This is a genomic window from Microbulbifer maximicatervae (SeqCode) (assembly GCF_052467955.1).
Genome location: NZ_CP174329.1, coordinates 957,108 through 975,356 on the forward strand (window position 1 = coordinate 957,108; position 18,249 = coordinate 975,356).

General features: G+C 49.5%; 11 protein-coding genes. 7 read left to right on the forward strand and 4 right to left on the reverse strand.

From position 1 onward, the window contains the following. Positions 1 to 64 precede the first annotated feature (64 nt). The 3 genes from ACJJI5_RS04095 to ACJJI5_RS04105 all read left to right on the forward strand — a co-directional run bounded on the left by ACJJI5_RS04095 (position 65) and on the right by ACJJI5_RS04105 (position 6,661). Complete coding sequence (locus tag ACJJI5_RS04095) at positions 65 to 5,263, forward strand: DUF748 domain-containing protein (RefSeq protein WP_445355583.1); 5,199 nt, start codon at positions 65 to 67, stop codon at positions 5,261 to 5,263. 392 nt (positions 5,264 to 5,655) lie between these two features. After that, complete coding sequence (locus ACJJI5_RS04100) at positions 5,656 to 6,063, forward strand: GFA family protein (RefSeq protein WP_413663447.1); 408 nt, start codon at positions 5,656 to 5,658, stop codon at positions 6,061 to 6,063. Positions 6,064 to 6,355: 292 nt separating this feature from the next. Then, complete coding sequence (locus ACJJI5_RS04105; protein ID WP_282931129.1) at positions 6,356 to 6,661, forward strand: hypothetical protein; 306 nt, start codon at positions 6,356 to 6,358, stop codon at positions 6,659 to 6,661. A 72-nt stretch (positions 6,662 to 6,733) separates the two neighbouring features. Here ACJJI5_RS04105 and ACJJI5_RS04110 read toward each other — a convergent pair whose 3' ends face one another. Further along, entirely contained in the window at positions 6,734 to 7,534 is an 801-nt protein-coding gene (locus ACJJI5_RS04110; protein ID WP_444958728.1) for an ABC transporter permease, read from the reverse strand. Next, on the reverse strand, positions 7,531 to 8,136 hold the full coding sequence (locus tag ACJJI5_RS04115) for an ABC transporter ATP-binding protein (protein ID WP_445355584.1): 606 nt from the start codon (positions 8,134 to 8,136) through the stop codon (positions 7,531 to 7,533). Before ACJJI5_RS04115 ends, ACJJI5_RS04110 begins: the two co-directional genes overlap by 4 nt. Positions 8,137 to 8,767: 631 nt before the next feature. Here ACJJI5_RS04115 and ACJJI5_RS04120 point away from each other — a divergent pair. The 4 genes from ACJJI5_RS04120 to ACJJI5_RS04135 all read left to right on the forward strand — a co-directional run bounded on the left by ACJJI5_RS04120 (position 8,768) and on the right by ACJJI5_RS04135 (position 16,043). Beyond that, complete coding sequence (locus ACJJI5_RS04120) at positions 8,768 to 11,830, forward strand: hypothetical protein (RefSeq protein ID WP_445355585.1); 3,063 nt, start codon at positions 8,768 to 8,770, stop codon at positions 11,828 to 11,830. A 304-nt stretch (positions 11,831 to 12,134) separates the two neighbouring features. Then, entirely contained in the window at positions 12,135 to 14,384 is a 2,250-nt protein-coding gene (parC, locus tag ACJJI5_RS04125) for a DNA topoisomerase IV subunit A (RefSeq protein WP_445355586.1), read from the forward strand. Positions 14,385 to 14,521: 137 nt separating this feature from the next. Further along, positions 14,522 to 14,971: a MarR family winged helix-turn-helix transcriptional regulator gene (locus ACJJI5_RS04130; protein ID WP_445355587.1), complete on the forward strand. Its 450-nt coding sequence runs from the start codon at positions 14,522 to 14,524 to the stop codon at positions 14,969 to 14,971. Further along, positions 14,964 to 16,043 (forward strand): HlyD family secretion protein, encoded by a 1,080-nt coding sequence (locus tag ACJJI5_RS04135; RefSeq protein WP_282931136.1) that lies wholly within the window; start codon positions 14,964 to 14,966, stop codon positions 16,041 to 16,043. Before ACJJI5_RS04130 ends, ACJJI5_RS04135 begins: the two co-directional genes overlap by 8 nt. A gap of 64 nt (positions 16,044 to 16,107) precedes the next feature. On the opposite strand, the gene ACJJI5_RS04140 is transcribed toward ACJJI5_RS04135, so the two are convergent. Both ACJJI5_RS04140 and ACJJI5_RS04145 read right to left on the reverse strand, forming a co-directional pair. Next, the gene (locus ACJJI5_RS04140; RefSeq protein ID WP_108734638.1) at positions 16,108 to 16,527 is read right to left on the reverse strand and encodes a DUF2147 domain-containing protein; all 420 of its coding nucleotides are present in this window, start codon (positions 16,525 to 16,527) and stop codon (positions 16,108 to 16,110) included. A gap of 183 nt (positions 16,528 to 16,710) precedes the next feature. Then, a complete protein-coding gene (locus ACJJI5_RS04145; RefSeq protein ID WP_445355588.1) occupies positions 16,711 to 18,234 on the reverse strand; it encodes a protein adenylyltransferase SelO in 1,524 nt (507 codons plus the stop codon). Positions 18,235 to 18,249 lie beyond the last annotated feature (15 nt).

Consider the following 18,249-nt stretch of genomic DNA (forward strand, 5'->3'; position numbering starts at 1 on the left):
TTACTGTATGGGCCTAATTGCAGTTGTAATCTGCATAAAATTCATTTTCTGGCGCTTAATTCTAATGCCCCCAGAGCCCGCTTCTCAGAGTGCCTTTTTCCGCCGCTTAATCTGGTGGCTGCTAGCTGGGCTATTGCTGGTGGAAGTTCTTCACTGGTGGGCAGCAAACTGGGTGCGGGTAAAAGCTGGCGACTGGATGGAGGAGCGAGGCCTTGAATTCCATGTGGATCATTTGCGCGTATCGCTGCTGGATCTAAGTGTTATAGCGATTGATGTTAAAGCTGAGAATCGCGAAGGGCGGGGATTCTCTGCTCATGAGGTAATGCTCGATTACAGCTGGTGGCAATTGTTATGGGGGCGAGCTCATTTACCCAAGGCATCGGTGAGCGGTGCCTATATGGACCTGCAGTCTTACCCGGGTGAACTGTACCGGGAGTGGGAGGTGGGTGGCTGGAATCTTGGAGGCGGAGCGCGGCAGGATCGCGATTTCAGGCTGCTTATCGGTCGAGCCCAGATACGAGATAGCGAACTTTGCTACCTGCACAAGCCTATTTGGAGCCAAGCTACCTGCGCAGCCATCGGCAAACTCCAAACCGATAAATTCACGCTGGCATTATGGCGCAAAGGTGATGTTCCCCTGAATGTAGATATTGCTATTGGGGATTTACAGGTCGGTGACTTATTGGCCTGGGAGAGAGGTAAATCACGATACAACACTGTGATAGGCAGCTTGGAAGGAACCCAGGTTAATTTTTCCTGGCCGAGTCTCAATACAGATCTTAACAAGTTTGCTGCGCAATACTTTATAGGATGCCCGCCACAGCGTTGGGCCCATGCAATAGCAGGGCTGCAAAGCCTGATTGGACATTGCGCCTCCGCCCGCCGGCTTGCCGCAGAAGGCGATATGAAATTCGGGTTTGGCCGCAAAGCTCGTGCCCAGTGGCGGCAGCTCAATGGTGAGAGTGTTGTACTGAGGCACAGTGATCGCCTTTGGCAGGATTGGCGGGCCGGGGTTATTAGCATCAGTGAGTTTAATTTTGAGCGCCCGAAAAAGCGCTTGAGATGGAGGCGAGGTTTTGCACAGGCATTTGATTGGTGTCCACGACATCTGCGTAACGCCAATTCCCACCTGTGCCTGCGAGCGGCTAATTTAGACCTGCCGGAAAAAACGGTTTTTGACTGGAACGATCGCCTAAAAATAAATACAGGGGCCAGTTCAATTAATCGGGGCTACCTCTTGGATATGGCTCGATCTACCAGCCATCCCATCAGGGCTAATAATGGCGTATTTGGTCCTCTTCAGTTTTATGCCAAAACGCGAATATTATCTTTTGCCCACCTCGCGATTGAAACAGCCAATGGGTGTGTACCGGGTGGTCTGTGGCAGAAGCCCGATCACTGTGTCTCTATGGTTGGTCTTAAAAGTACAGAGGAGTTTGCCTTTCAGTTCGGCTCTGCTGAACACAATATTGATTGGGGGCTTTCCAGCGGTCCTCTGCAATTGGCTCAATTTTCAATAGGTGCCAGAGGTCGTCCCAGAGCTAAACTACAGGACCTACGCTGGCAGGCCATTGATACAATAGGTCGTAACGGCCCGCTATCTGCTCAGGACTTTTTTATCCAGTCACTATCAGGGTGTTTGCCGCAGGACTTTCTCCCCTCGGATTGGCAGCCTTTGTGCGCACGTTTAAACAGCTTCTCAGGGCGGGGACATTTTGCTTGGCAGGGAGGTGAAGATGGCTATGCCATTTTGGGGAAACTGCGCCTTCACCGCTTGCTTCTAAATGATTCAGCTGGTGCAGGAAATGGCTTACTGATACAGCAGTTTGAAAGTGGCGATAGCTTATTTAAAAGAAAGGTTACAAATAATCCCTGGCTGGTGACTAGTCAGTTACCGGGTATTCCTCAAGGAGTTGGTGATGATAATTACGGCACCGAAAAAGGAAGACTGGATCAACAGAATATTGATGCGGATAAAAACCCTGACGACTTAGGGCTGGCCACCATAGAAAACCCAAACCTGGAAATAAAAAACCTTGTTTTGAAGAAACTGGCTGGCTGTCTCACTGAAGGTTGGAAAAGGTTATTTTATCGCGCCAATAAAAACCACGAAAATCTGCCAGTTTGCTTTGATGTCCGCTCATTGGAGCAAGGAGAGCCGCTCTTTATATCTTGGCAGCAGGGGATAGATCTTTCTGTAAAAAAAATCTCCATGGTTAGTGCTGAAGCAAAGACAAAGGGGGGCAGGAAACTATTTGACTTAAAAAAGATAGAGCTACCCCTTGTCAGGCTAAGGCATAGACGTACACCAGACTCTGAATCTTATATCGCTTTGCCCGGTGCAAATGCTGAGCAGTTGAGTGGCTGCTTTCCTGGCGGTAGGCAAGTGAGTTCACTAAATATTCACTGTGTAGATGTTGAGCGCCTTTTACTGGGAGATTACTCCTTCGTTTATTTCAGCCAACGCAATCTGATTGCCAATATGGATGACTCAGCAATTCAATCCGTGCAGTTGAAAAACCTGTCTGGCGAGAATGTTTTTGACCTTGGGGGTGTACTTATACCAAAGCTAGAGTTGCTATGGTCCCGGGAAAAGCCTACTCAGTCAAAAATTGCATTGCAGGATGTTGCAGCTGACAGAGTAACGTTGTGTCTTCCCTGGCTAGCAGAGGCGTATAAATCGATACCGACCTGTGTATTTGGGCAAGATATCCATTCGGTAGGGCAAAGCGGTTGGTCGATCGAAGAAGTGGAATTAAAGGAGGACTTTGAAACTGTACCCATGTTGCAACTGGGGCGAGTATTCACGAAGAGAACGTCTTTTTCCTCCAATACTCTCGATTTTTATGGGCTCAATATCGATGATGTTCTGCTTTGTGGGTTGAGATCTTATTCTTCTGAAAATAATGAAGATATGGGTCTTGCCGATTGCATTGAGACCCCACAAATAAGCTTTGGTGATTCCTGGGTAAAATTGGGTATAGATTCAGGCGCCCCCCGCTTGGATTTAGGGCCGTTAAAGAGTAAGCCTATCGCTTTTTGGCAAAAGGGTAGCGACTATTTAGAAGCTGGTGTGCAGGGCTTGAGTTGGAGTCGATTTATCTGGGATAGCGGTGCAGAGTTCTCAGTGTCGAATCTAAGCTTGCAGAATATCCGGGTGTGTACGCGGGATACGGGGCTTGCAGTAACTGTGGATAAGCTGAGTCGGGCCAGGGCAGGTGACTCCCACCATTGTTTTGGGGTTGACAAATTATCCATGCCGGGATTACAGAAAATCAAATTGTCACACCCCTGGTCACTTCAAGGTTCTGTAGAATTGGTTGGGCTATCAATACCCAGGAAAAATTTGGGGCCACTGAAAATACCAAAATTTGAAATTGATAATATCTCCTTGCAAGGGGAATCTTTGGCGAAAGCCTCTGGTGCGAGGGGATGTATGCCAGGGGGACTATTAAAAGACGAAAAGATAGCGCCCTGTTATGAATTTGGGGCCTTTAGTATTGGCAAGGCAGAAGGTATTACTGGCACTGGCGGAAGGCAGCTTATCCTTTCTGGGATAAAAATAAGTAATGTACAGTTGCATGAGCAAAATTTTCCACAGGAATTGCCACTTAAACTTTTATCGGTATCCGGTATGGGGGCCGGGCAATTAAACATCAGTCGACAGGGAGTTGATTTCAAGGATTTACAGTTTAAGGAAATTGCAGGATGTTTTCCCAGTGGTTACTTGGATCAGGGAGATCATTGCTTCAGCTTCTCGAGTTTAATGCTGGAGGGGAACTACCGCCGTGGTCAGGGGGCAGAACTTGCTGTTGTGAGGGTCAATGGCATCACTTTACTTTCACCCTCTGGGGAAGAGTTAGTGCACGGTGAGAGCATAACCTTGTCGCATTTGCTCTTTACCGATACTGAATGGCGCTTTGCCAGTGGTGAGGCAATTCACTTTCATTTTTTTGAGAGAAACCCGGACAGTTTGGATTTTGATCGCCATAGATGGGTGGCTGATTTTAAGTCCCTGTGGGTTGAAGGTTTGAGCTACTACCGCCCTAAGAAAACACTCACTATTGGTTTTATCGACTTTCTGCGCCCTCGATTTATTCTCTTAAGGGATTTATCGGGGAAGTTTCCGGTGGCCCGAAAAATTAATGAACTGCGAGGCTTTGGTGGTATTGACACATTTGCTTTCAGGGAGAAGGGCAGCCCGCCGCTACTTTATCATCTCGGTGACCTCTACCTAAAACACGGCACTTTTAGTTGGGTAGACTATCAAGATGAATTCAGGGCCCGCTTACCGGTCCGGGATATCAACTTTAATCTCAGTGATTTAAGTAACTTGGCCGAACACCCCCCTGCGGTGATTGTTGTTAATGGAAGGCCTGGCGGATTTGGTGAGGTTCAGATAGGGGGAACTGTAGACTACTTGGGAGATAAAAAATGGAATGCTGATCTTACCGGATATCTCACCAGCGTAAATTTGATACCTGCTACGCCTTATATGGCCAAGTTGTTGGGTTACAAAATTCTCCAGGGGCAGGGGGATGCGGTAGTTAATATTCGGGTATTTGAAAATGAACTCGATGGCTTTGCCGATATACGACTGGAAAAACTAAAAGTTCGCCGGGTGCGGAAAGATGATCAGCTACCGGTGAAGTCCACGCTGATTCCCTTGAATATTGCTCTATGGTTGCTAAAAGACGGGCGGGGGGATATCAAGTTTGGCATGCCTGTTAGCGGCAATATTCGCGATCCCAAGTTCTCCTTTAGTTTTGTATTTAGTGAGTTGCTACAAAAGGCAATTATAGATGCCTTGATAAGCTATTTGACTCCCTATGGCGTTTATTTGTTGGCACGTTATGCCTGGGGGCGTTTCAGGGCGAAATCATTTGCGTCTATTGACTTTGAGCCTGGAAGTGCAAAATTAACTAATTTAGCACTGACACAACTACAGCGTATGGTCTTTGTTTTACTTAAGAACCCTGACGCACGGCCAGGAGTATGCGGCATCTCTAATGCCCGGGACTGGCAAGCCTTGTACCCCTATTCCATGGCAGGTATGAGCAGAAGCGGAAGATCCCAGGTTGCTTTTTACCAAAACCCATCTCTGGAACTTCGTGAAGAACTTGAAAATTTGGCAATGGAGCGAAGCCGAAATGTCGAAAAGTATTTGATTGATGCAGGAATAGAGGCTTCAGAATTAATCCCTTGCGCACCTGACTATATTGGTAAGGATTTTGGTGATCCAAGGGTGGAATTTTCGAATTAGAGTTTATTTAAAATAATTCAAGTATTGTCTGGTTACTGAGTGGGTTCTCTCGGGGAATATAGAAGTTGGCCTGAATCCCAGTAAATAAGCGTTAATGTTGCTTGATAAGGTGCACATATTTAGCTGTCTTGAAAAAAATCATAGGATTTTCATTAACTTTTTAGATGTTAGGATGAGTTTAGTGTGGTGAGATGAATAAGCAGTGATTTATTGTTTATTGGCTGTTTATTGCGGAGTGATTATTTCTTGGGAGGTTTGTGCACTATTTCACATTGCGATATGAAGCTTACAATATTACTGATTTTGATCAATGGCTGATTAGTTTTCTATGGTAGATTCCACTCCCGATTTTGATATTGATTTTCTGAAGTAAGAAATACTTAGGTAAAAAAATGACTCAAGTACACGGAAGTTGCCTCTGTGGTTCAGTGACAATTAGCGCATCTTTGCCCTCTTCAAATCTGGGGGTTTGCCACTGCGGTATGTGCAAAAAATGGGGCGGTGGTCCTCTGTTGGCGGTGGATTGTCAAACCAGTGTTGAGATTACCGGTGAGGAACATGTCAGTGTATTTGATTCATCAATTTGGGCTGAACGGGGTTTTTGTTCAAAGTGCGGTTCGCACCTCTTTTATCGCTTAAAGGAAACTTCCCAGTACTCAGTACCTGCGGGGATCTTTGATCTTCCGGCCGAGACAACAATGACCCATCAAATCTTTATCGATGAAAAGCCGGATTACTACGAATTTGCCAACGATACCCAGAAGATCACGGGGCTGGAGATAGTTACTGAGTACTCATGATAGTGAGTGCTCGCTATCTCTATGGGGATCTTTTAGTCAAGACGGAATATACGCCCGGGATTCACTTTAGGGTTACTATAGCGTCCTAGGGCTGTATCGCCGCTTCCCTCAATGGTGATTTCAGCTTAGATGGGTACCAAAAGGGTCATCTGTATGGGTTTCGCTCACTGCGGCGGCTCTTTTAGCATCTTTGCGTTGGTATCCGGATGTCTCGTTCTGGAAGCACCTAATCTTTTAAGGTGCCGAGAGCATTAAGATGTAATCGGAAGGTAATACGGACTGGCTAAATTCCATGACTGAAACCCAAATTGTAGAAATTTTCCTGGCCAATCAATGGTGGTCCATCCTGGCGTTGGTGGTAATTGTAATTGGCGTAACTTTATGCTGGTTTGGTGGCCTGATGGCTGCGTTGACGGCCTTGGGTAACAAGCGCTGGGTTTGGGGGATTGTAACGATCGTCCTCGGGCCGATTACCGGCATTCCCTATGCATTGCGTTACAAAGAGGCGGAATATGCCCGATCGCTGATGCTGCGGGGAGTATGGGCCTTGCTGGTAGGTCTGATTATCGCCGGGGCTATCTTATTCTTTGGCCGTTAAAGGTTAATAGAGCGCTGGTTCTCAGGTGTCCAGTGCTCTCCTTCCTTCGATCGAATCATCTCTCCACAGACTTTAGACATTTTTAATCAGGCGATCAGTGCGCAGGCGCTCCCGCTTATCAAAGAGCTGCCTTGAGGCCAGGGCAACGGCGAGAAAAGTGCCGAAACCGGTGCCTGATGCAATCGCAAAAAGAATCAGGATTTGATATTTGACGGCAATTGTAGGGGAGGTGCCTGAGAGAATCTGCCCTGTCATCATTCCCGGCAAAAATACTATCCCAGCGGCAGCCATGGAATTAATTGTCGGCATCAATCCTGCACGCATCGCATCCCGCCGAAACTCCAGGCTGGCTTGTTGCCAGGTATGCCCCAGCATCAAGCGATTCTCAATAATATCCCTGGAGCGGTGCATACTTTCTGTTAGACGGTCCAGGCTTAGGGCAACACCAGTCATTGTATTCCCCAGCAACATACCTAAAAGTGGAATGGAATACTGGGGTTGGTACCAGGGAGTAGGGCCAATCAGTACGGCCAAACTCAATATGGTGATACTGAAAGCGGACACCAGCATTGATAAAGTGCCTACGGCAAAACTCCAGCCACCGAGCAAGCGATACTTTTGTCGGGCTGCCACTTGCTGCCCAGCAAATAGCAGCATTGCCAAGGCCAGAAGTCCCACCCAAAGTAGGGTGCCAACTGCAAAAAGGGTTTCCAGTACCAGTCCTACCAGGGTGAGCTGAATAGCCGTGCGTAGAGCGGCAACAATTAACGATCTACTTAGTTTTAGTCGCGCTACATGAGTGCATACGGCTAGAGCCAATACCAACCCTGCTGCCAAAGACAACTGCCACCAGGATAGGTCGATTACACTCATCGACGGATCTCCTGTTCTTTCAGTTGATTATCAACAATGGCCAAGTGGCGGTGAGCTACCTTTCGAATCTGCTCCTGGCTATGAGCTACCCAAATCGTAGGCAGCTTGTGCTCCTCAATGAGCCCTGTCAGCCATTGCTCTACCTCCTGCGCTGATCTGGCGTCTAGGTTGGCCGTAGGCTCATCTAGAAGAAGCGCTTGAGGTTTGTAGGATATTGCGCGAATAAGAGCCAGGCGCTGCTTTTCTCCCGAAGAGAGTCGATTGACTTGCCACTTTACCGCGTCCTCAGGAAAGCCGAGAAGTTTAAGTGCATCATTCATGGGTGTTGCGAAGTGATCGCCGACAGTTTCTTCCCACCAAGCAGTCTGCGCGGGAACCAACATTACTTGGCTTCTCCATTTGTGTGCCGGGTAAGCATTTTGAGATTTACCACCCAGGAATATATCACCTTTGTGAGATTCCAGATCTGCTATGGCTCTAAGCAATCGGCTTTTGCCTGAACCAGATGGTCCAGATATGCAGGTAATTAGGCCGGGTTCCAGGGCAAAACTTGCGCCCTGCAAGGTGCCGATAGAAAGATCTTTGATTTTAAGGTCCGGCATGGATAGCCCTATAGATATTGGATACCAATAATTATCTTCGCATTGGTGGTCTGAGTGAAGTATTTATAGCTCTATTGAATATTTATAATATCTGCGTGGATAAAAAAGATTCATTTGGTTCTATCGTTTAAAAAATATCAATATAATAAATTGTATTTATTGCTTAATAAGAAGCCATGTTGAGAAAATTAATTATTTTTTTGACATTTGCCTATAGGGTTGTGACCAAAATATGATTATTTCTTATAGGCGCTACTTTGAGTTGTTTAATATTGCTGAATCGATAATTTTATGTTCTACGACTATCCATTATGGACCCTATGGGAATCATGTTTATAGTCAGGATAATGTAGGTTTTTCATTTTTTTAATGATGTCTTCCGGGGTATACGAGAGCCTTTCTGTAAATATATTTAACATGAATATTTGTCCCTGCTGTATGCAAATTTATTTAATTAATGAATTTGATAGTAATGCGGGTTGGTGGGAGATTTTTGTTGTTGAATTAAATTAATTGCCGTGTTAGAAAGCGTGCGAATTTTATCCTGTTGTATTTTTTTATTGCGGTGAACGTATGTGGATGGATGTGGCAGGCTAAAGGGATAAATTATAAGAATATAGGAAGGGAATAAATGAAATACTCGTCGAAATCGACAGCTGTTATGGGACTGGCACTAGTTGCTGGGCTGTCGTTGCACTCTCCTGCTAGAGGCGAATCTGGAGTCACAGATGAGTTGTCTGGCAGTGAATTGATAGTTGCATCAAAACTAGATGGAGCTAATGCACTGGAGTTTTCTACTGGAATTGGTACTCAAGTAGAAAGTCAGCTGCTAGTAGATGCTATTCGTAAGCAGCTTTATTATAACGAAGCTGATTCAGTAAGTGCTGAGGGAGAGGATCCGCAAGGTGGGGTTTATTCTCGCGATAATGCAGCATTCCGTTATTTAGATTTAATGTATAGCTTGGATGGTAAATCTGAAGGGGTCATTAATAGCTATCTTAGCAGTGTTTCTCCCAAAGAGTTTTCTGATTTATATGGCGATCCGGAGCGTGCACGTATTTCTATTGCTGAAACTCTGATTTATGAACAGTTAGAGTTATACCCCACGAATTTAGAGCTGCAACAGTCGTTGCTGGATCTTTATTACGATCGAGCGGTCGCAGAAATTGTTCACGCCAATATTGCTCTGAATAAGGCGCTGTCCAGTCGTTTGAATGGAGAGCTGGCTGCTATTGAAATTGAGCATGTTGGGAATGCCTTTACCCTGCTCAATAGTGCTTTCGTTGAGTATGTGGCTCTTGTAGAGAATACGCCCACTTATCTGCAGCAATTGACCAGTTCTCGGGGGCAAGTTAGCCCTCGATATTACGATTCCATAACAAATACCCAAAACGATGTCGCCCCAGCCGGTGTTTTGCCTGGCGAGTACAAAGATATCACCTTGCTGTACCAGTTAATGAGTAATCTCGCGGCTGTAAAAGTACAGCAGGCAGGTTTATTGATAGAGTCAGACCAGCTTAACTCTTCCCTGTCTACTCAAATGATCGATGAGATTTTATCTCTGCAGAATACTATGGTCGCCAAGGAAGCTGAGTTACGCACTCTATTCTCCGGCACTGATTTTACTGAAGTCTCTTCGCATTCCGGCTTACCTCAGGCGGTAGAGCAGTGGCATTTTCAACTTGATCAGCTGGAAAATGCTATGTCCTGGCTTGCCGGTGATACCAACTTCCTCGGTATGTCGAAGTTAGCTGTGCCACACGGCTTTAGCAGCGATACACATTTTGATGCTTTCAATATATTGAGTGAGTTCCTCGATAGGGAAGATACAGGCTTTATCGTGCGGGCAGAAAGCAACCTTGCTGCTGCCAAGTTGGATTATGATAACTACCTCCATAATGCCCAGGCATTAACGGACGCCTATATTGGGCGCCATGAACTGTCGTCTAATAAATTATACAGTTTGTTAGGTGCCAGATTCCCAAGTAGTTGCTATGAAAAAAGCTGTGTAGATATCACCAGTGAGGCTCGAGACAATAGTGAAGTAGCTGCTTGGTCGCGGAATGTAGAAAGTGTTCAAAATTCTATCACCCTAAGTCTTCAGCGGCTTGATAATCGCTTGGCAAAAATCGAGTTGGAAGTGGAGCGCTTAGCGCAAGATGCTGGTATTGCAGATGGCTTAGAGAAGATTGTTGTGGGTTATCATTCGCAGCAGAGCTCACTTGGCCAACAGATTAATCGCATTCGCCAGAAGCAAGAAGTGTTCAACTCCCACTCGGTATTATTCGAATCTCTATCTATAGCAGCTCAAAATTACATGAGTAGTAGCTGGGATGCCGTTGGTGAACTTTCAGATCGTTTGGTTGCGGTTAACAACTCTATTGACACCCTTGATGATTTTACTTTGCCCGAAGCTGCGAACGTGACTCTTGCAGCTGAGCACCGTGCGTCTCTGTATGATAGCAGCGGTAAAATTCTGCAAGCTGGTAGTCAGTACCGCCTGGAAAGCTTATGGCTCGAAGTGAATGCTATTGTTTTGGAACTCGCCCAGAGTGAAGCGACACTGGTGCAGGAAGCAAAACGTCTCTCTGTTATTTTGAATCAGGCCAAAAGCTTGATCGCGGTTGCAACCAGTGACGCCCCAATGGCCGCTCAGCGCTATTTTGCAGACTTGATTTATTCTCGTCGAATTACAGAGACGGCCTTAAAAGCGACTAGTGATTTTGATCGGGCACAACAGTGGCTTTTCTATACTGCTGAGGCCCTGGAGTACAAATGGCAAAAACCTTTCGCTATTCGTGATGTAGATATCAGCAAAGGCTCTGTATTCCATCTGCGCAGTGCTGGGGATATGTGGGATTTTTACGGCAAAATGATGGATTTTGACTCGCCGGGTATAGCTACTTCTCATCAGGAGAGAGATGTCTTTTCCATCAAAGAGGATGTATTCGGATACAGGGATAGTATTGACGGTAGAGAGCAAACCTATTTACACCCAGATCCGAATCAGCAAAACGGTCCCCGCTTAAGCGCCCGAGAGGCCTTCCAAGAACAGCTGAAATTACTGGCGCGCACTTTCGGGTCAGACACCTGGGTTACAATCGAGTTTAGTACGGTTAAAGAACCTGTTAGGAGTGATCTTTTCACTGGACCGATTATCAGTGAAGTGGATGGGGAGAGCTGTATCGCGGTTGCTGGTGCCTATGGGGATAAGATTGAAACAGTAGAGCTTAATATCCCCATTCTCTATAGCACTAGTGGTGAAGTTCAAACCCCGGCTTACCTTACCTATGGTGGTGCCAGTGTTGTGCGGGACTCTCTCCCTGGAAATGAAGTTATCACTGATGAAGGTGCTGCTGGGATTGAGGGAGAGTTCAACACTTACAGTGCGCTATTCTGGGATGCCGCAGGACTTTCTCAGCTGGCTGCTGTTCGCAATAGTTATCGTGTACCTATGAGTGCGGCTCTGGATGTATTTGGATCTGGAGCGGGTTCTATCAATACGGTTACGAATAAATTTAAAGAACGCAGTGTGGCAGCGACAGGTTGGCGTTTATCCTTCTTATTGGAGGATATCTACGGTTCAGTGGTGGATGTTGAAGCAATTAGGGATGTAGAACTGATTTTTGAGCATCGCTTTAAGGCCAGTAACTACTCCTCATGTGCTGGTGGCGACCCCTCTGGCCCTCTGTAAAAAGTAACAATGCTTTTGGTGATACATAACTTCAAAAAGGGATTGCGCAATTGCCGCAATCCCTTTTTTGCTTTAGTCACTGCGTTCCCGGCAGGAAAGGGGAGCCGGCACAAGGCCTTTTATTTACCTATTCCTTCCTAATGCAATAACTGAGTAGTACCATTTTGCATAGAACTAAAGCAGTTCGAGATTGAGGACTATGCCAATCCCCTTTGTCAGATAGTGCTTCATTACCAGCTCCCTTTGAACCTCCCGCCTCAGTCCGCCATAATCCGCCCCTTCCGAACAAAATAACGAGTGCTGTATGACCGACACCTCTGTTTATGAGGCCACAGAGCGCCTGCCGTTAAAGGAGTACACCGAAAAGGCGTACCTGGATTACTCCATGTATGTGATCCTGGACCGCGCCCTGCCGAATATCGGTGACGGCCTTAAGCCTGTACAGCGGCGTATCGTGTACGCCATGAGTGAGCTGGGCCTGAAGAATACTGCCAAGTATAAGAAGTCCGCGCGCACCGTTGGTGATGTGATCGGTAAGTACCACCCGCACGGCGATAGCGCGGTGTACGAGGCGATGGTACTGATGGCGCAACCGTTTAGTTATCGCTACCCCCTGATTGATGGCCAGGGCAACTGGGGCTCGCCGGATGATCCCAAGTCCTTTGCCGCGATGCGTTACACCGAGTCGCGCATGGGTAAATATTCGGAAGTGCTGCTGTCGGAGTTGGGTCAGGGCACTGTGGACTGGCAGCCCAACTTTGACGGCACCATGGATGAGCCCTGCGTACTGCCTGCGCGGGTGCCCAATATTCTATTGAACGGTACCACCGGTATTGCCGTGGGTATGGCTACGGATATTCCCCCGCATAACTTGCGCGAAGTGGTCAACGCGACTGTAGAGCTGCTGGAAAATCCCAAGGCCACAGTAGAAGAGCTGTGTGAGCATATTCTCGGCCCGGATATGCCCACTGAGGCAGAGATTATTACGCCGCGGGATGATATCCGTAAGATTTACACCTCCGGTCGCGGTTCTATCAAGATGCGCGCCCTGTGGAGTAAGGAAGATGGCGATATTGTCATTACTGCGCTGCCTCATCAGGTGAGCGGTGCCAAGGTGTTGGAGCAGATTGCCCAGCAGATGCAGGCGAAGAAGCTGCCCATGGTGAGCGACCTGCGCGATGAGTCGGATCACGAAAACCCGACGCGCTTGGTAATTGTGCCGAAATCCAATCGGGTGGATATGGAATCGGTGATGAATCACCTGTTTGCCACTACCGATCTTGAGCGCAACTACCGCGTCAATATGAATATGATCGGTATCGACGGGCGCCCGCAGGTGAAGTCCCTCGATAAAATCCTGCGGGAGTGGCTGACTTTCCGCGCCACTACCACCCGTCGTCGTCTGCAGTTCCGTTTGGATAAAGTTGAGAAGCGCCTGCACCTGTTGGCAGGTTTGCTGGTTGCCTTCCTCAATATTGATGAAGTGATCGAAATTATCCGTACCTGTGACGAGCCCAAGCAGGAGCTGATGGATCGCTTTGAGCTCACGGATATCCAAGCGGACTACATTCTCGATACCAAGCTGCGCCAGTTGGCACGCCTCGAAGAGATGAAGATTCGCGGCGAGCAGGCGGAGCTGGAAAAAGAGCGCGATACCCTCACCAAGACCCTGAATAGCGAGCGTCGCCTCAAGACCTTGATCAAGAAAGAGCTTCTGGCTGCAGCCAAAGAGTTTGGCGACGATCGCCGTTCCCCGATTGTGGCTCGTGAAGAGGCCAAGGCGTTTAGTGAATCCGAGCTGCTGTCTTCAGATCCCATCACCGTTATCGTTTCTGAAAAAGGTTGGATTCGCGCGGCCAAGGGCCATGAAATTGATGCGGCAGCACTCAGTTATAAGGCGGGGGACAGTCTCGGTTTTGCCGCGCGGGGCAAGAGTAACCAGCCCGCGTTATTACTCGATAGCACCGGTCGCAGTTACTCCATTGCCTCCCACACTTTGCCTTCAGCACGGGGGCAGGGCGAACCCCTCAGTGGGCGTATCAATCCGCCCTCCGGTGCCACCTTTGAGGGCTTGTTGATGGGCCCTGATGAGCAGCGAGTGTTACTGGCTTCCGATGCGGGTTATGGCTTTATCGCCAAGCTCTCTGATTTGCAGTCGCGCAATAAGGCGGGTAAAGCCATGCTGACCCTGCCCAAGGGGGCCCAGGTACTCCCACCTCAATTGCTGGAGAGTCTCGATGACGTCTTGCTGGCAGCGGTGACCACTGAAGGGCGCATGTTGGTATTCCCTGTGACTGAGTTGCCGGAATTGTCCAAAGGTAAGGGCAATAAGATTATCAATATCACTTCGGCCCGAGCTGCGGCCCGCGAAGAGGTGGTCATTGGTGTTGCTGTATTGAAGGGCAGGGACCAGCTGGTCGTTCACGCCGGTAAGCGCCATACCAAGATCAAGATCTCGGAGATGGATCACTATCGCGGCGAGCGTGGCCGGCGTGGCAACAAGCTGCCCCGGGGCTTCCAGAAGGTTGATAAGATCGAGGTTCTGGAGAAATAGGCCCATCCCGGATGCAGGTCGAAAGGGCGGTCCTAGTGACCGCCTTTTTTAATGAGGTTTTGGGATATTGATAACTCGCACATTGATGAAATAATAAGCAGGCTTATAATGAGCGGCCTTAGACAAGGAGAGCAGATATGTCCAGGGAAGATGCCGTTACTGAAATGAGTTTTGAACTACACAGTGCAGCACGGCTGCTGCGGCGAAACTTTGACCGCAGAGCCAAGGACCACGGGCTGAGTGGATCCCGCTGGCAGGTGCTTTGGCATCTACTGCGCGAGGAGGGCCTTAAACAGGCAGAGTTGGCCGAGCGCCTGGACCTAGCGCCGATCAGTCTGGCGCGCCAGCTGGATAACCTCCAGCAGGAGGGGCTGGTGGAGCGGAGGCCCGATCCCGAGGACCGGCGCTGTTTCCGTATTTATCTGACGGAGCAGGCAATGCCGGCCCTCGAGTTACTGGGCGGTGTAGCCCAGCAGACCCGCAGTGAGGCACTGGCGGGCTTTTCCGCCACAGAGATGGATCAATTGCAGTCGCTGCTATTGCGGTTGCGCAAGAATTTGACACGTGAAGAGATTGAATGTGACTGAAAAGCTGTCTATTAAGCTAGACCGCGCCGGACAAAGAGAGTTCGCACTCTCCTTTTTCCTGGTACTGGCCGTCCTGATAGGGGGATGGAACCTGTTGCGCGGTAGCGATATTGTCGAGACAGAGAACGCTTACGTGAAAGCGGACAAGATTTCCCTGGCGCCTGAGGTTAGTGGTGTTGTCACTCAGGTGCTGGTGAGTGCCAACCAGGTAGTGGAGAAAGGGCAATTATTGATTCAGATCGACCGCACGGCCTTCGAACTGGCGGTGACTGAGGCGGAGGCGCGCCTGGCCCAGGTGCGCAACGAATTGCTCGCTCGTCGTTCGGAATATGCTGAAGCAGATGCTGCGTTGCAGCAGGCACGCAAAGATGCGGACTTTTACCGCCGCCAATTGGAGCGCAATGAAAAACTGAGCAAGGTGGCGTTTTCCGAGGCGGAGCTGGACAGCGCCCGCCAGCAGCTGGAGCGCGCTCGTGCCCAGATCACGATTAATGCAGAGAAGCTCTCCAGCTTGCGCGCTGAATTGGGGGGCGACCCGAGCATTGCCCTGGAAGAGCAGGCAGATTTAAAAGTTGCTCAAGCGCAACTGGATACCGCCCGCTACCAATTATCGCGCACGCGCATTATTGCTCCAGTGGATGGCACTATTGCGAATACCGTACCTAAGGTGGGGGAGATGGCCACCTTGGGCATTAACCTGCTGCAAATGATTGGTTCCACTGGCCTTTGGGTGGAGGCCAACCTGAAAGAGACCGAGCTGGGCCGTGTGCGCACGGGCCAACAGGCGGAAGTGACCCTGGATGCCTACCCGGATTTTGAGTGGCAGGCCCAGGTGGACAGTATGAGTCCCGCCAGTGGCAGTGAGTTTGCTTCCACACCGCCGCAGAATGCCAGTGGCAAGTGGGAGAAAGTCGTGCAGCGGGTGCCAGTGCGCCTGCGTCTTTACCCTCTCAAGGATTCTCCGCCTCTGCGCGCAGGTATGAGCGCCAAGGTACGAATTGATACCAGTGAAGACGATAAAGTGGTGTCGGCCCGTGCAACGAGCGGTGAAAGCGGCAGGGTGGTGCTTTAACTGGGCTTGAGAGAGAGGTTTCTGGGCCCGAAAGAATTCGGGCCCGAGAGCTGCACCTAGTTGCTTATTGAACTCGGTGCCAAGTTTGGGTGCGGTAGAGGAAGCCCAGGTAGCCGCGCAGCTTAAGGGTGTTGTCATCCTCCAGCCAGACTTTCAGGTCGTAAACCTTGCCTTTTACCGGGTCGAGAATTTCCCCGTCCTCGTATTTTTTCCCTTTCTTTTCCAGCCCGCTGATGACATCCATGCCGACAATGGGCTTACCTTTCAGGTCGCCTGGGCACTTGTCGCAAACGGTGTCGTTAGGCTTCATCAGAAGATCCACTACCTTGCCGTAATACTTCCCATCCTTTTCATAGATGTTGACGATGGACTTTGTCTCTCCGGTCTCGTCATCGATAGTGCGCCAGTTGCCCAGGATATCTGCAGCACTGGCCTGCAGGGCGAACAGCAGGCCAAAGGTGGCCAGAAGCAGGTTTCTAATCATCACTTATTTTCCTATGTAAAGTAGGGTGACCCGGATATTACATCAAGTCACCTGCGAGGGCAGTGGGCTAGTCGTCATCAGGTAAAATCTAACAGTCAAAAAGTAGCATTTGGCCACATATCCCTGCCTTTTCTCTCTATTTGTCCCAATTTCGGGACCTTTGTGTGTTACCCAAAGGCACCTTTAAGAGGAACAGCTCAAGGGGATACGCTTGCCGGATTCTGGCGGTGCACTGGCCCAGACTTCTCGCTCCGGGTGCTCGGCGAAAGGGGATTGCAGTAACTGGCGCAGAGTCCGCAAAGGATGATAGTCGCCATCTTCAGCAGCCTCGATGACCTTCTGTGCCAAATAGTTGCGCAGAATGTATTTCGGGTTGACTGACAGCATGGCCAAATTGCGCTCTCGGGAGTTATTTGTTTCCCGGGTGAGGCGGCGATCATAGTGCTCAAGCCACTGATCCAGGGCGCTGTGGTGAGTGGGTTTGAGTAACTCGTGCAAAGCGCTGGCCGGACGCTCCCCCCGGTAGTGGGCCAGGGCGCGGAAAAACAGGCTGTAGTCGGCCTGGCCGTGTTGTAGCAGCTTCAGCAGTTCCGAGCAGAGGGCTTGGTCGCCGTCCTCTTCTTTTTCCAGGCCCAGTTTGGCCCGCATACGTTGCGCATAGGCCTCGCTTACCACCGGCTGGAATTGCTCCAGGCATTCGCGCAGGGCGTCTACACCGACAAAGGCCGACAGTGCATGGGCGAGAGCATTCAGGTTCCACAGTACGACACCGGGCTGTTGCTCAAAGGCGTAGCGGCCGGTGTGGTCGGAGTGATTGCAGATAAAAGTGGGGTCGTAGTCGTCCAGGAAGGCGTAGGGCCCGTAGTCAAAGGTGTCGCCAATAATCGACATGTTGTCGGTGTTGAGCACGCCGTGGGCAAAGCCTACGGACTGCCAGGCTGCAACTAGCTCTGCACTGCGGCGGGTGGTAAAGCGCAGCAGTGCTTCAGCTTGCTCTCCCACTGCCATACCCTCTGTACCCGGTATAAAGCGTCGGCAAATAACCCCGATCAACTCCTGTAGGGCCTCCAGTTGCTTGGTGTAAAACAGGTATTCAAAGTGACCGAAACGCACGTGGCTCTCCGCCACTCGGATCAGCATGGCCCCGGTTTCGATTTTCTCTCGGGTGACTGGTTCATCGCTTCCAACAATGCACAGTGCCCGGGTGCTGGGAATACCGAGGCCGTAGAGTGCCTCACTGGCGAGGTACTCCCGTATGGTGGAGCGCAATACTGCGCGGCCATCACCAAAGCGGGAGTAGGGCGTTTTTCCTGCACCCTTTAAATGCAGTTCCCAGCGCCGGCCTTCACTCTCGATTTCACCCAATAGCAGTGCTCGCCCATCCCCCAGGTCCGGGTTGTAGACCCCGAACTGGTGACCGGTGTATTTCATTGCAAATGGGCGGCTTCCCTTAAACAGGCGGGCGCCGCAGCCCAGCTCGGCCCAGGCGGGGTCAGATTTCTCGTTGGGATCTATTCCCAATAGTTGCAGCACAGAAGGGTTGGTATCGATTACCTTGGGGTGGCGGAAAGGAGTGGGTGCTATGGGGGTGCCAAAGGCTTCCCCCATATCCGCATAGTGGTGTTCGAGAGTGACTTCGCTCAGTTTCATAGCTTTTGATTGTAGGGTGAATATTTGCGTAAAACGCCAGTGTTCAGAGTGGCTCACAGGGGCCCCTGGCTC

Bases quoted from the DNA above. Each gene is read 5' to 3' on its own strand.
- ACJJI5_RS04100 (WP_413663447.1), top strand. From the start codon at position 5,656: ATGACTCAAGTACACGGAAGTTGCCTCTGTGGTTCAGTGACAATTAGC.
- ACJJI5_RS04110 (WP_444958728.1), bottom strand. From the start codon at position 7,534: ATGAGTGTAATCGACCTATCCTGGTGGCAGTTGTCTTTGGCAGCAGGG.
- ACJJI5_RS04140 (WP_108734638.1), bottom strand. From the start codon at position 16,527: ATGATTAGAAACCTGCTTCTGGCCACCTTTGGCCTGCTGTTCGCCCTG.
- ACJJI5_RS04105 (WP_282931129.1), top strand. From the start codon at position 6,356: ATGACTGAAACCCAAATTGTAGAAATTTTCCTGGCCAATCAATGGTGG.
- ACJJI5_RS04120 (WP_445355585.1), top strand. From the start codon at position 8,768: ATGAAATACTCGTCGAAATCGACAGCTGTTATGGGACTGGCACTAGTT.
- parC (WP_445355586.1), top strand. From the start codon at position 12,135: ATGACCGACACCTCTGTTTATGAGGCCACAGAGCGCCTGCCGTTAAAG.
- ACJJI5_RS04115 (WP_445355584.1), bottom strand. From the start codon at position 8,136: ATGCCGGACCTTAAAATCAAAGATCTTTCTATCGGCACCTTGCAGGGC.
- ACJJI5_RS04095 (WP_445355583.1), top strand. From the start codon at position 65: ATGCCCCCAGAGCCCGCTTCTCAGAGTGCCTTTTTCCGCCGCTTAATC.
- ACJJI5_RS04130 (WP_445355587.1), top strand. From the start codon at position 14,522: ATGTCCAGGGAAGATGCCGTTACTGAAATGAGTTTTGAACTACACAGT.